Origin of the sequence: Arthrobacter sp. B0490 (assembly GCF_002929355.1) — a bacterium.
Lineage (GTDB): Bacteria > Actinomycetota > Actinomycetes > Actinomycetales > Micrococcaceae > Arthrobacter_D.
The window spans coordinates 52,566-65,767 of sequence record NZ_PJIR01000004.1 but is presented as its reverse complement, the minus strand read 5'-3'; the positions used below and the strand labels follow the sequence as shown (position 1 = coordinate 65,767).

Genomic DNA, 13,202 nt, shown 5'->3' with positions numbered 1-13,202 from the left:
CCGGGCGAAGTCATCGAAGGGTGGGATCCAGATCGTCAGGGAGAGGTCCGGTCCGGGACGTGGCTCGCGATGAGCAGCTGCCCGAGCTTCCTGATCCGGCCGGGCGAGGTGTAGCCGCTGCCCATCGCGGCGACGACCGAGCCCTGGAGAAGGATCATCCAGCACTCCGCGAAGTCACGCGGGTCGGTGAGCCCCATCCCTGCAGCAGCGCTCTCGACCTGATCGCGCATGTCCCGCAGGTAGCCCGCGCTGGCCGCCCCGATGACATCGCCGGGACCCGCCTCGACCAGGGCGCGGATGTACGGGCAGCCGGTGAAGTCCTCGGCCTGGAACCATTCGTCGAAGATGTCGAAGATCGCCAGGAGCTGATCCTGGGGGGAGTCCCCCCGTTTCTGGGCTTCGGCACCCAGATAGCCGATGGTGAAGAGGTCGCGACGGCGACTGAGGAACGCCATGATCAGGTCGTTCTTCGACGGGAAGTGGCTGTAGAAGGACGCTTTCGCGACCCCCGCCGTGTGGATGATCTCGTTGATGCCCACTGATCGGACGCCACGCTCGACGAACAGGTCGTAGGACGCATCGAGGATCCGCTCTCGCGCAGTCTTCACCGAGGATTTCTCTACCAGGTGCATCCGCCTTCTCCCGTCAGGGTCACGACCGATCCTAACCATACAACTTGCGGACAGACCGGTCTGTCCGTTCGTGACTTGCGGACAGACCGGTCTGTCCGCTTATGATTGGATTGCTCATTGACCCCCCATCGGTGAGCAAGCAGCAGGCGTCAAAGCCCGCTTGCCGTGGTGGTGCTGGTCCGTTCCGATGAGCCAGCACCACCATGCTGGGTGGCCGAAGGATGCGGACGGAACCCCCAGCACAGATCCTTCAGGCGTTCATCGACCTGGCCACTCGGCAGGGATCGGCCTCGGTCATCGCCCTGTTGCGGCCGACGCTCGAGCACGGACACCATCGACGCCCATCCACGCCCGCGTCCGTCGGACGCCACCTCATGGGCGGCATCTGGATCGCCGCGAGGACCTCGGCAGCCACGACGAACCGGGGATCCGGCTCCGGCGCCGACGGGGCCACCCACCTCGCGCTCCTGTTGACAAGCACCGATATGTAAAGCACCCTTGTCATGACAAGGGTGCTTTACACCAGGAGGTCGGGGTCGCATGCAGAACAGTATTCGCGCACTCCGCACCGAGGGCGGCGTGTCGCAGCGGGAGTTGGCGGAGGCCCTCGGGGTCTCCCGTCAGACCGTCAATTCGATCGAGACCGGCCGGTACGACCCCTCCCTTCCGCTCGCCATCGCCATCGCCCGCCATTTCGGACGTGCAGTAGAGGAGATCTTCCATGCGACCTGACCTTTCCGCCAAGCGCACCGGGATCGCGGTGGGAATCCTCGTGATCGTCCTCGGCCTCGTGGTTGTCGCAGTCGTCTCGCTGAGGGAGCACGCGCCCGGCGACATGGTTCCGGGATTCATGGTCGGACTCGGCATCGGCATCGTCGGCGCCCTGGTGATGGCCTGGCGGGTGATCCGCAGGCCCAGCCAGGCCTCGACCTTCGAACGGGCCTGGACGCAGACCGGAGATGAGCGCGAGGACGACATCCTGACCCGTTCGCTCGCCGTCGTCGGGCTGGTGGCGCTGCCCCTGATCGGCGCCGCCACCCTCGCCATGGGGTTCGGGGCGGACGTGCCGATGGTGATGGCCCTGCTGATGGGCGCGGTCGTCCTCACCGGGGCATCCTCCTTCGCGGTGCTGAACCACAGGAGCTGACGAGCGCGGGCACACGATGACGGCCGTACGTGCCCGATCCTCGGACACCCCGTCAGGGAGGACGCAGTTGTCCGTGGTTGGCAACCCCTGACGCCCGGAGACAGGCACGGTTGTGGGAGCGGGTGTTCTGGAGAAGTGTGGGGCCTGGTGGCACACTGCCGCCCTTCTAAGGAGGCGCCATGTTCTTCCACGTCCAGCAACTCATCAACGAGATCATCCCCGACGAGCCGGATCCCGCTGCCGCCAATGCCCTCCAGGAGGGCCTGGGTGGGCAGTTCGGCGAGATGCGCACCATGATGCAGTACCTGTTCCAGAGCATGAACTTCCGCGGCGCGGCGGCCAAGCCCTACCGCGACCTGATCCAGGGCATCGGCACAGAGGAGATCAGCCACGTGGAGCTGATCGGCACCACGATCTCCCGACTCCTCGACGGCTCACCCCGCTACCAGGGCAAGCTCGACGACCCTCTGGACACACCCGGCGCGGGCGGGGCGATTCCGCTCAACCTCGCCCTGTCCCAGAGCAATATCCACCACTACCTCGTGGGCGCGCAGGGGGCCCTGCCCGTGGACTCGGCGGGCAACCCCTGGAGCGGCAGCTACGTCTACAACTCCGGGAACCTCCCCCTGGACCTGCTCTACAACCTGATGCTCGAGGCCACCGGCCGGCTGCAGAAGTGCCGCATGTACGAGATGACGGACAACAAGACCGCGCGCTCCACCATCTCCTACCTGATCGTCCGCGACCAGGCCCACGAGAACGGGTTCGCCAAGGCCCTCGAGACGCTCGGGGTGAACTGGAAGTCGCTGCTGCCCATCCCGAAGACCAACGCCGAGCAGTTCCCCGAGGTCAAGAAGCTCCTCGACCTCGGGCTGCACAGCAAGCAGTACACCTTCGACCTCAAGGGCCAGTCGGAGGCCGGCAAGATCTACCAGGGGCTGTCACCGTCGAACGACGGCACCACCCTCGATGCCAGCGAGCAGGCCCCCGAAGGCGTGCCGTCGGAGATCGCCCCCGAGCGGCTCGAGGAGTTCGCCCCCGGACTGGACCCCGAGCTGCTCCAGCTGATCCAGGCCACGGCCGACATGGAGATGGCCGACATCGACGCCATGTTCGGGCCGGTCGGCAAGTAGCTGAACGGGGCTCCGGCCTCGGGCCACCGGCTATCGGTCGATAGACGGTGGCCCGCCGGGCCGCGCCCGCGCCCCCGGGGGTGCCGCGTCAGGCCGCGTACGAGGTGCTTCGACGAGGGATGAGGACGCTGGGGAACTCGACCTGCTGGAGGGGCAGGCCGGGCGTCAGGAGCCGGTCGAGCAGCATGCGGACCCCCGCCTGCGCCATCTCGCGGCTGGGCTGGCGCACCGTGGTGAGGCTGAAGGATTCCCACGCGGCCATCTCGACGTCGTCGTACCCGATCACCCAGCAGTCGTCCCGGCCCGGCGCCGTCCTACCGCGGAGGGCATCGAGGGCACCGAAGGCCATGTAGTCGTTGACGCAGAACACGGCCTGGGGGCGGTCGCTGCCGGCGAGGATCCCGTCGACGATCTGCGTCGCGCGATCATGGGAGAACCCGCCCTGGAACTGCAGGGCAGCCGGTACGGGGTGGCCCCGATCGCTCATGCGCTGCAGGAAGCCGGCACAGCGGTCCCTGGAGGTACTGGCCTCCTCGGTTCCTGAGATCAGGACGGCCCTGGTCCGACCGTGGCGGAGGAGGTAGTCGGCGACCAGTGCACCCCCCGTGACGTTGTCGCTGGCCACCTGGTCGCACTCCAGCCCTTCGACGATCCGGTTGATCAGCACGATCGGGTTGTCCTGCGACACTGCGGCCTGGAGTTCGACCGACTCCTTCGTCGCCGTCGTGAAGATCACCCCGTCCACGGCCCGTTCCCGGATGGCCGCGACGGCATCGACGTGGCTCTCCGCCCCGGCATTCCAGATCACGACCCGATATCCGGCCGCGTCGAGCGTGCGGGTCAGCTCGTCCAGCAGTTCCGGGTAGAAGGGGTTGATCAGGTCGTCGACCACGACCCCTACCGTGCGCGTCCGCCTCGTCTTCATCGCCTGCGCACCGGCGTGGGGGACGTATCCGAGGGTCTCGACGGCCGCCAGCACCTTGGCGATGGTGTGGGGTGCGGGCTTCGACGACGACGACAGCACGCGCGACACCGTGGCCTGGGAGACGCCCGCAAGCTGAGCCACATCCCGACTCGTCACCATGTGTCCGCACCTCCGTCCTCGACCGGCTTTCCGGTACCACCCTATCGGGCCGGACCCGACGACCCACCAGCACCGATCTCGCCGGAATCACGACGAGTATACGTATACATCTGGTCGTCGAACGGGTTGTGCACTCCTCGTGCATACGTATACATTGGACGGGACGGGCCGCTCTGGGCCTGTGTCCGGGGCGCTCCCCATGACGCCCATCGATGAAGATGGAAGGTTTCCCATGACTGTCGAAGTCACTCCCCTGTCGGCCGTATCGTCCCGCATGCTCAAGACACCGGCGCAGCAGAACGCCACCCGTGGCAGCGCACCCGAGGTGCGTGCCGCCGTCGAACAGGTGATCGCCGACATCAGGGTGCGCGGCGACGAAGCGGTGCGCGAATACTCCGAGAAGTTCGACAAGTACTCCCCCGACTCGTTCCTCGTCACCGACGAGCAGCTCGCCGAGATCCTGGCCCGCGTCCCGCAGCAGGTCATCGACGACATCGTCTTCGTGCAGGAGCAGGTCAAGCTCATGGCGCAGAAGCAGCTCGAGTCGTTGAGCGACTTCGAGATCGAGACCCTGCCCGGGGTCCTGCTGGGCCAGAAGAACGTCCCCGTCGAAGCAGCCGGAGCGTACATCCCCGGCGGCAAGTACCCCCTGCTGGCCAGCGCGCACATGACGATCATCACGGCGAAGGTGGCCGGCGTGAAGCGCGTGGCAGCCTGCACCCCGTTGATCCAGGGCGAGGTCCCCGACGCGACCGTTGCAGCCATGCACCTCGCCGGGGCGGACGAGATCTACCTGCTCGGCGGGATCCAGGCCGTCGCGGCCATGGCCATCGGCACCGAGACCATCAAACCCGTGAACATGCTCGCCGGCCCGGGCAACGCCTTCGTCGCCGAGGCGAAGCGGCAGCTCTTCGGCGAGGTCGGCATCGACCTGTTCGCCGGCCCGACCGAGGTGCTCATCGTCGCGGACGAGCACGCCGACCCGTTCATCGTCGCCGTCGACCTGCTCTCCCAGGCCGAGCACGGACCGGATTCCCCCGCCGTGCTGATCACCACCAGCGCAGAGCTCGGGCAGCGGGTCATCGAGCACATCGACACCCTCCTGGTCGACATGCCCACCCGCGACTACGCAGCACCGGCATGGCGCGACTGGGGAGCAGTGCACGTCGTCGACTCCATCGACGACGCCTACGTCCTCGCCGACGAGTACGCCTACGAGCACGTGCAGATCCTCACCGCCGAGCCCCGCCTCGCGCTCGAGCGGATGCACAACTACGGTGCGCTGTTCCTCGGCGAGGGGACCTGCGTGTCCTACGGCGACAAGGTCATCGGGACCAACCATGTGCTCCCGACGCGCGGCGCCTCCCGCTACACCGGTGGGCTCTGGGTCGGGAAGTACCTGCGGACCGTCACGTACCAGGAAGTCACCAACACCGAGTCGAGTGCGTTCTTCGGTGAGCTCTGCGGCCGGGCCGCGCGGGTGGAGCGCTTCGAGGGCCACGCACGCTCCGGGGACGTCCGGGCCGCGAAGTACCGGGGCACCGAGCTCCCCTGGTCGACCCACACCTTCGACAACTAGGCCGCGGGTCGTGGATTTCCGGCTCGACGGCAAGAAGGTCCTGGTGACCGGTGCCGGCCGCGGCCTCGGCAGGGCGATCGCCGATGGCCTTGCCGAGCACGGCGCCCTCGTCCACGGCACGAGCCGGGACGCGGCGACCAGCCGGGAGATCGCGGAGCGCTACGGGACGCCACCGCTGTCCATCGATCTCGCGGACACGGCGGCCATCCCGGCGTTCGTGTCCGGACTGCTCGAACGCAGCGGCGGCATCGACCTGCTCGTCAACAACGCGGGGGTCAACATCCCCCGGGCTGCTGTCGACGTCACCGAACAGGACTGGGACACGGTGCTCGGAACGAACCTCAAGGCGCCCTTCTTCCTGACCACGGAACTGGCCAGGACGTGGCTCCGGGCCGGCACTCCGGCGGCCGTGGTGAACCTCGCCTCCCAGGCCGGCATCGTCGCCATCGAGGACAGGGCAGCCTACGGGGCCAGCAAGGCCGGGCTCATGCACGTGACGAAGACACTCGCCCTCGAGTGGTCCCGCCACGGCATACGGGTCAATGCTGTCGCTCCGACGTTCATCCGCACCGAGCTCACCGCCTCGACGCTCGACGACCCGGCACGCGCCGACGAACTCCTGAACCGCATCCCGATCGGCCGCTTCGGGGAACCGGAGGACGTCGTCGGCGCGGTCCTCTACCTCCTCGGAGAAACCGCTTCACTCGTCACCGGGCACACCATCACCATCGACGGCGGCTACACCATCCGCTGAGTCCGGCCCGAACTGCGCTGGGCTCGGGGGTCCGACCTGACGGTCCACCACGGCAGATATCCCAGCGACGTACCTACCGCTTCCGCATCCCGCGACAAGCGGCCGCACACCAACCGAAAACCCGTATGAACGGAGCCTTGAATGGCTATTGCAACGTCCATGACACCTGAGCAGGTTCGCCGCAGAACCCTCGTGTCCGGCACCATCGGTGCCATCGTCGAATGGTACGAGTACACCGTGTACGCCACCGCGGCGGCCCTGGTCTTCGGGCCTCTCTTCTTCCCCGCCATGGAACCCGGCATCTCCCAGATCGCGGCCCTGGCCACCTTCGGTGTGGGGTTCATCGCCCGTCCGTTCGGGGCCTTCGTCGCCGGGCACCTCGGCGACAGGATCGGCCGGAAGTCGACCCTGATCCTGACGTTCGCCATCATGAGCGTCTCCACCGCCCTCATCGGGCTCCTGCCCACCTACGCGGCGGTCGGGATCCTCGCTCCGATCCTGCTGTGCGTCCTGCGACTCGCTCAGGGCTTCGCCGTCGGCGGCGAATGGGGCGGAGCGGCGATCATCGCCGTGGAGAACGCCCCCAAGGGCAGGCGCGGCTTCTACGGGTCGTGGCCGCAGATCGGCGTGTCCTGCGGGCTGCTGCTCGGCACCGCGGCAGTCGCCCTCGCCGCCGCGATCTCCGGTGACGAGTTCGAGACCTGGGGCTGGCGCGTGCCGTTCCTCCTCAGTGTCGTCCTCGCCGCCGTCGGCCTGTACATCCGCCTCAACGCCGCCGAGAGCCCCGAGTTCCTGGCCGAGAAGGCGAAGATGGAGAAGGCCAACGTCGAGCAGAAGGCACCCCTGAAGGTGCTCCTCGCCCACCACCGCAAGCCGCTCCTGATCACGATCTTCGGTCGGTTCGCCGAGGCGGGCAACTACTACCTCTTCACCGTCTTCGTCCTCTCCTATGTCACCACCACGCTCGAGGTCCCCCGTCAGTACGGGCTCACGGCCGTGATGATCGGCTCGGCGCTGAACATCATCATGATCCCGGTCTTCGGTCGACTGTCGGACAGGATCGGCCGCAAGAAGACGTTCTTCCTCGGCGGTACGGCGATCATCATCACGGCATGGCCCATCTTCGAGCTCATCCAGACCGGTCAGCAGTGGGCGATCATCCTCGGCGTGGCCCTGTTCCTCGCGCTCGGACACGCACTCGTCTATGCGCCCCTGCCGGCGCTCTACTGCGAGCTGTTCCCCACGGCGGTCCGGTACTCGGGCATCTCCATCGGCTACCAGATGGCCTCCATCCTGCTGGCCGGCTTCATGCCGGCCCTGGCCGGGGCGCTGGTCCTGTGGACGGGCGGCACGCACTTCGTCGTCCTGATCATCATCGTCAGCACTGCTGTGGCCATGTTCTCCATCTCCTTCGCCAAGGAGACCAAGGACGTGGACCTGGCGAACATCGACCAGAAGGAACCCGCTCCGATGGGCTAGAACGGCAGCACGACGGGCCGCCGCGGAAGCTCCCGGCTTCCGCGGCGGCCCTTTGCTGCAGGGCCATCCCTACCCGAAGAAACCGCTCCAGTGACCGGCACCCAGCGGAACAGACCCGCCGTCGGGGTTGTTGTACAAGGTGATGACTACAGCCCGGGAACTGGACCTGACCACCCTCACTCCGACGCGCCTGTGGGTCCCCAGACACGTGATGATCACGCGGGCTGCAGCCGAGCTCCCGCACACGGCCGAGATCATCCGACGGTGCGAGCGGGCCGGGGTCGACGACATCCGGATCATGCCGGGGAACGCGCTCACGGGACTGCGCGGTGCCACCGAACGCGAGACCTATGCGTCCGCGAAGAACACGCTCGCGGTGGTCGTGGCCCCTCCCAGCGCCCTCAAGCCGCAGCCGATCCCGCCGAGCGCCGACTGGCGGATCGACCTCGCCAAGGGGTGCCCCGCCCACTGCCAGTACTGCTACCTCGCCGGATCCCTGCAGGGGCCGCCGGTGACCCGCGTCTACGCGAATCTCGACGACGTGCTCGACGGCGTCCGCACGCACGCCGGCCGGGGGTCCGTCACGAGCGGGACCATCGAGCGCGGGAACGAGGGGACGACGTTCGAGCTGTCCTGCTACACCGACCCCCTCGGTATCGAGGACGTGACCGGTTCGCTCGCTGCCGCGATCTCCCGGGTCGGGGCCGGTGAGTTCGGCAGCGACGTCCAGCTGCGCTTCACCACCAAGTTCGACGACGTCGGTGAGCTCGTGACCCTCGATCACGGGCGCAGGACCCGCATCCGCTTCTCGGTCAATGCAGCGGAGGTCGCCACCAGGTTCGAGGGCGGGACCGCGCGCATGCCCGCGCGGCTCACCGCCCTCCGAGCGGTGGCGACGGCCGGCTACCGGGTCGGTCTGACGATCGCCCCGATCATGCCCGTCCCCGGGTGGCGGGAGCAGTACGCCGCGCTGCTCGACGACGTCTCCGCAGCGGTCGCCGGGATCGACGACCTCGATCTCACGGCCGAGATCATCACGCACCGCTTCACCCCCGCGAGCAAGGAGGTGCTGCTCGGCTGGTACCCGAGGACCAAGCTCGAGATGGACGAGGACCTGCGCAGCCGGAAGCGGTCCAAGTTCGGCGGCGTGAAGTACGTGTACCCCAGGCAGACCATGACGGAGATGCGTGAGTGGTTCACCGAGGAACTGGAGCGGCGCCTACCGGCCGCCAGGCTCCTCTACTGGACCTGATTCGCAGGCACGCGCTGAGCGCCGAGAGCTCCCGGCCGCCGGAAGCCGGTGGCCGGGAGCTCTCGTCCGTTCAGGGTGCGACCTCCCGCGGGAGGGCCTTCCCCTCGGTATCGAGGTAGTCGCGCCAGGATCGCCGGGGCACCCACCCGAGCATCCGCTGGGCCTTCGCGCTGGAGATACCCGAGGCGTCCGGGCGGTCCAGCTCACGCAGTTCGATCCGGTCGCCGTAGTACCTCGTGAGGATCTCGGCGAAGTCGTAGCCCCCCACGTTGTCGGGCGATGCGATGTAGAAGACCTCGTGCCCCGGCAGGTCCGATCCGGTGGCGAGGACGATGGCGTCGGCCAGGTCGTGGACGTCGATGTAGCTCCAGAGGTTGGGGCTCAGGACGGAGGCGTCGCGGATCTGCGGCCCCAGGTTGTGCTCGTAGTTGCCCTCGAACTGGACCCAACTGGGCCGGATCGAGATGCATCGGATGTCCGCCCGGGCGACCGCGGCGTCCATGAGCTGCTCGCCGAAGTGCTTGGACAGGGCGTAGGGGTCCTGCGGGCGGATCGGGTGCTTCTCGTCCACGGGCGCGTAGTCGGGCAGGAAGTCGCGCTCGGGGAAGAAGAAGCCGGGGACGGTCTCGCTCGAGATGTAGACGAAGCGTTCGACGCCGAAACGGATGGCCGCTTCGAGGACGTTGAACGTGGCCATCAGGTTGGTCTGGAACACGACGTGGGGCGGGTTGCCGGTCGGCTCCGGGATGGCCGCGATGTGGACGACGGCGTCCGCGCCGTGGACGACGGCGTAGGCCTCGCCCGCGTCGGTGAGGTCCGCCATCGTGTAGCGGGGCGCGTCGTCGGCCTTGCGTTCGAAGCCGGGCCGGGAGAGATCGGTGGTGTGTACCTCGTGGCCGGCGTCGATCATCGCCTGTGTGGTGGCGCGACCGACCTTTCCGTGGGCGCCGGTGATCAGGACCTTCATGGTGTCTCCTCGGGTGGGGGTCGGCCGGGTGCCGGTCGACCGGGGTGCTGGGGTGGGGTGACTCGTCGCCGCTGGAGGGTCGTCTCGCTGGGAGGCCCCTCCGCAGTGGGCTACTCGTCGACCCCGGTGCTCTCGCTGACGTGCCGCCAGGCCTCGAGCGAGGCGAGCTGCGCCTGGAGGACGTCGGCGTGGGCGCTGATCGCGTCGGCTCCGAGGATCAGCACCTCGGGGGCGTCCGGGGCGACCACGGCGGCGATGAGCGCTGCTGCCGCCTTGGCAGGGTCCCCGGGTTGCGTGCCGTGGCTGGTGTCGTTCTCCTTCCGACGCCTGCCCGCGGTAGCGGCGTAGTCGTCGATGGTGTCCGCGGACTGCTGGAGGGACCGGCCGGAGAAGTCGGTCCTGAATCCGCCGGGCTCGACGACCATCGCCGTGATGCCCAGGGGTTCCAGCTCCTTGCGCAGTGATCCGGTGAGCCCTTCGACCGCGGACTTCACGGCCGCGTAGTAGCCGGAACCGGCCGGGGTGATCCGTGCGCCGATCGAGGACAGGTTCACGATGGTGCCGGCGCGCCGGGCACGCATCTGGGGCAGGACCGCTTTGATCAGGTCCACGGTGCCGAAGAAGTGCGTGTTGAACAGGGTGCGCACGTCGTCGTCGTCGCCCTCCTCGACGGCGGCGCGGTACCCGTAGCCTGCGTTGTTGACCAGTACGTCGATCCCGCCGAACGTCTCGGTGCCGCTCTCCACGGCCGTCCGTACCTGGTCGGCGTCGGTCACATCGAGGGGAAGGGCGAGCGCCGTGTCAGGGTACGCCGCCGTGAGGTCCTCCACCTTCGAGGCATCACGGGCCGTGGCCACCACGTTGTCACCGCGCTGGAGGGCGGCCTCGGCGAGGGCGCGTCCGAGTCCTGTGGAGCAGCCGGTGATCAGCCAGGTGGTCATGATGTCTCCTTCATAGCGCCGGCGCTCTACCGGCCACACAACCAGTCAACGTCATGTGCCGGCTTTTCGCGCGGTCCGCGATGACGCACCACCGGCCCCCGTTTCGCGGGGACCGGTGGTGCGTCGTTCGTGCGGTGGTTACTTCTGCGCTCCCGCTGTGGTGCTGGCGTCGTCGTCGGCCTGGGAATCCGTCTCCCTGTCGTCGCTGACCGCGCTGACCACCTGTTCGCCCTGCACCTCGTCGCGGTCGTTCCTGCCGCCGTCGCCCCGGGTCTTGAGCAGGCTCGCCACGGTGGCGACGGCGACGGTGGCGGCGATGAACAGCAGCGAGAACCAGATGGGGATCTCGGGCACCCAGAGGAGCGGTTCCCCGCCGTTGATGAAGGACAGCTCGTTGACGTGCAGGGCATGGAAGACGAGCTTCACGCCGATGAAGGCGAGGATGACGGCGAGTCCCTGCGCGAGGTAGACCAGGCGTTCGAGCAGTCCGCCGATGAGGAAGAACAGCTGGCGCAGGCCCATCAGTGCGAAGGCGTTCGCGGTGAAGACGATGTACGCCTCGTTGGTCAGACCGTAGATCGCGGGGATGGAGTCGACGGCGAAGATGAGGTCCACGAAGCCGATCGCGATGATGGTGAGCAGCATCGGCGTGACGAAGCGCTTGCCACCCTTCTTCACGGTGAGCTTGTCCTCATGGTATTCATCGGTGACCGGCAGGACGCGGCGGACGAGCTGCATGAACTTGCCGTTGGCCGGGTTGGAGTCGTGGCTGGCGAAGGCCTGCCGGTAGGCCAGGACGAGCAGCAGGGCGCCGAAGATGTAGAAGATCCAGGAGAAGTTCTCGATCAGGCTCGCCCCGACGGCGATGAACCCGCCGCGGAGGATCAGGGCGATGATGATGCCGACCATCAGCACCTTCTGCTGGTACTTCTTCGGGACCGCGAAGCCTGTCATCACGATGAGGAAGACGAACAGGTTGTCGATCGACAGCGCCTTCTCGGTGAGGTAGCCGGCGAAGTACTCACCGCCGAAGGTCCAGCCCGACGTGACGCCGATGCCGACGCCGAACAGCAGAGCCAGGCCGATGTAGAACGCGGACCAGCGGGCCGATTCGGCGATGGTCGGTTCGTGGGGTTTGCGCACGTGCGCGAAGAACTCGTAGACGAAGAAGAGGATCGTCACGGCGATCGTGATCAACCAGATCAGGGGTGTGACCTGCATGAGGGGTGCTCCAAGGGGTAGGCGTCGGACATAGGCGCCAAGGTCTCCTCCGCCCGGATGGAACCGGGACCGACGGGCCCGGGATGCTTCAGTGCATCCGTATTGACGGGCCGATCACAGACGGGAGTACTCCCCTTGATACGTCTATGCTAACGCATCGAGATCTGCGGTCGCCTCTTTTCCCCAGGAACCGCCCGATTCGATCGAGTCGGGCGCTGGGCGACCCCGTCGACCCCGCATCTGTCCCCGGCCGCTTCTCCGGTGAGCGCACATGACCGTCGGGCAGATGGTTAGGCTGGGCGGATGGCGACAGTAATCCTCGTGCGGCACGGCCGCACCACAGCGAATGCCACCGGGCTGCTGGCGGGTCGGACCGCCGGCGTCAGCCTCGACGAGGTCGGGTGCGACCAGGCAGCCCGCACCGGGGAGCGGCTCGTGGCCGTGCCGCTCGTCGGTGTGGTGTCGAGCCCCCTCGAGCGCTGTCAGCAGACCGCCCAGTTCATCCTCGACCGCCAGGCCGGCGCCCCGTATGCGCCGCTCGATCCTGCCCTCACCGAGTGCGACTACGGGCAGTGGCAGGGCCGCATGCTCACCGAACTCGCGACCGAGGCCCTGTGGCCGGTGGTGCAATCGCAACCGTCCGCCGTCACGTTCCCCGGCGGCGAATCCATGGCCGCGATGCAGGCCCGGTCCGTGGCAGCGATCCGACGCCATGATGCAGCGTTCGAAGCCGAGCACGGGCCAGGGGCCGTGTGGGTGGCGGTGAGTCACGGTGACATCATCAAGTCGATCCTCGCCGATGCGCTCGGCATGCACCTCGACCTGTTCCAGCGCATCAACGTGGGACCTGCCTCGGTGTCGATCGTGCGCTACGGCGCGAGCCGACCGAGCGTCTTCGCGACGAACACCGACGCGGGCGATCTGTCGTGGTTGTCGAGCAGCGCCCCTTCCGGGGATGCGCCGGTGGGTGGTGGTGCGGGGCACACGGCCCCGCCGGCTTGATGAGCCTAAAA

Annotated in this window: 14 protein-coding genes; 9 read left to right on the top strand and 5 right to left on the bottom strand. The window is 67.7% G+C overall.

Annotation, left to right across the window (positions count from 1 at the left end):
- Positions 1–35: 35 nt before the first annotated feature.
- Entirely contained in the window at positions 36–608 is a 573-nt protein-coding gene (locus CXQ97_RS08340; protein WP_258062431.1) for a TetR/AcrR family transcriptional regulator, read from the bottom strand.
- A gap of 245 nt (positions 609–853) precedes the next feature.
- Between CXQ97_RS08340 and CXQ97_RS08335 the strand changes: the two genes are divergently transcribed.
- The 4 genes from CXQ97_RS08335 (at position 854) to CXQ97_RS08320 (ending at position 2,912) form a co-directional block, all read left to right on the top strand.
- A complete protein-coding gene (locus CXQ97_RS08335; protein ID WP_104180407.1) occupies positions 854–1,123 on the top strand; it encodes a hypothetical protein in 270 nt (89 codons plus the stop codon).
- Between the two features lie 49 nt (positions 1,124–1,172).
- Positions 1,173–1,364: a helix-turn-helix transcriptional regulator gene (locus CXQ97_RS08330; protein WP_104180406.1), complete on the top strand. Its 192-nt coding sequence runs from the start codon at positions 1,173–1,175 to the stop codon at positions 1,362–1,364.
- A complete protein-coding gene (locus CXQ97_RS08325) occupies positions 1,354–1,779 on the top strand; it encodes a hypothetical protein (RefSeq protein ID WP_104180405.1) in 426 nt (141 codons plus the stop codon). The genes CXQ97_RS08330 and CXQ97_RS08325 overlap by 11 nt, the downstream gene beginning before the upstream one ends.
- 179 nt (positions 1,780–1,958) lie before the next feature.
- Positions 1,959–2,912 (top strand): manganese catalase family protein, encoded by a 954-nt coding sequence (locus CXQ97_RS08320; RefSeq protein ID WP_104180404.1) that lies wholly within the window; start codon positions 1,959–1,961, stop codon positions 2,910–2,912.
- An 88-nt stretch (positions 2,913–3,000) separates the two neighbouring features.
- On the opposite strand, the gene CXQ97_RS08315 is transcribed toward CXQ97_RS08320, so the two are convergent.
- Positions 3,001–3,978: a LacI family DNA-binding transcriptional regulator gene (locus CXQ97_RS08315; RefSeq protein ID WP_219815395.1), complete on the bottom strand. Its 978-nt coding sequence runs from the start codon at positions 3,976–3,978 to the stop codon at positions 3,001–3,003.
- Between the two features lie 250 nt (positions 3,979–4,228).
- On the opposite strand from CXQ97_RS08315, the gene hisD reads away from it, so the two are divergent.
- From hisD to CXQ97_RS08295, 4 genes are all read left to right on the top strand, one after another.
- Positions 4,229–5,575, top strand: a complete 1,347-nt coding sequence (gene hisD / locus CXQ97_RS08310) for a histidinol dehydrogenase (RefSeq protein WP_181035023.1) — start codon at positions 4,229–4,231, stop codon at positions 5,573–5,575.
- Positions 5,576–5,585: 10 nt separating this feature from the next.
- Complete coding sequence (locus CXQ97_RS08305; RefSeq protein ID WP_104180402.1) at positions 5,586–6,329, top strand: SDR family NAD(P)-dependent oxidoreductase; 744 nt, start codon at positions 5,586–5,588, stop codon at positions 6,327–6,329.
- Between the two features lie 141 nt (positions 6,330–6,470).
- The gene (locus CXQ97_RS08300; RefSeq protein ID WP_104180401.1) at positions 6,471–7,808 is read left to right on the top strand and encodes an MFS transporter; all 1,338 of its coding nucleotides are present in this window, start codon (positions 6,471–6,473) and stop codon (positions 7,806–7,808) included.
- 142 nt (positions 7,809–7,950) lie between these two features.
- Entirely contained in the window at positions 7,951–9,060 is a 1,110-nt protein-coding gene (locus CXQ97_RS08295) for a spore photoproduct lyase family protein (protein WP_104180400.1), read from the top strand.
- Positions 9,061–9,130: 70 nt separating this feature from the next.
- Here CXQ97_RS08295 and CXQ97_RS08290 read toward each other — a convergent pair whose 3' ends face one another.
- The 3 genes from CXQ97_RS08290 to CXQ97_RS08280 all read right to left on the bottom strand — a co-directional run bounded on the left by CXQ97_RS08290 (position 9,131) and on the right by CXQ97_RS08280 (position 12,189).
- Complete coding sequence (locus CXQ97_RS08290) at positions 9,131–10,027, bottom strand: NAD(P)-dependent oxidoreductase (RefSeq protein WP_104180399.1); 897 nt, start codon at positions 10,025–10,027, stop codon at positions 9,131–9,133.
- Positions 10,028–10,137: 110 nt separating this feature from the next.
- Positions 10,138–10,968, bottom strand: a complete 831-nt coding sequence (locus CXQ97_RS08285) for an oxidoreductase (RefSeq protein ID WP_104180398.1) — start codon at positions 10,966–10,968, stop codon at positions 10,138–10,140.
- Between the two features lie 138 nt (positions 10,969–11,106).
- Positions 11,107–12,189 (bottom strand): TerC family protein, encoded by a 1,083-nt coding sequence (locus CXQ97_RS08280; RefSeq protein WP_104180397.1) that lies wholly within the window; start codon positions 12,187–12,189, stop codon positions 11,107–11,109.
- Between the two features lie 303 nt (positions 12,190–12,492).
- Between CXQ97_RS08280 and CXQ97_RS08275 the strand changes: the two genes are divergently transcribed.
- Positions 12,493–13,191: a histidine phosphatase family protein gene (locus CXQ97_RS08275; protein WP_104180396.1), complete on the top strand. Its 699-nt coding sequence runs from the start codon at positions 12,493–12,495 to the stop codon at positions 13,189–13,191.
- The last annotated feature ends 11 nt before the right edge of the window (positions 13,192–13,202 follow it).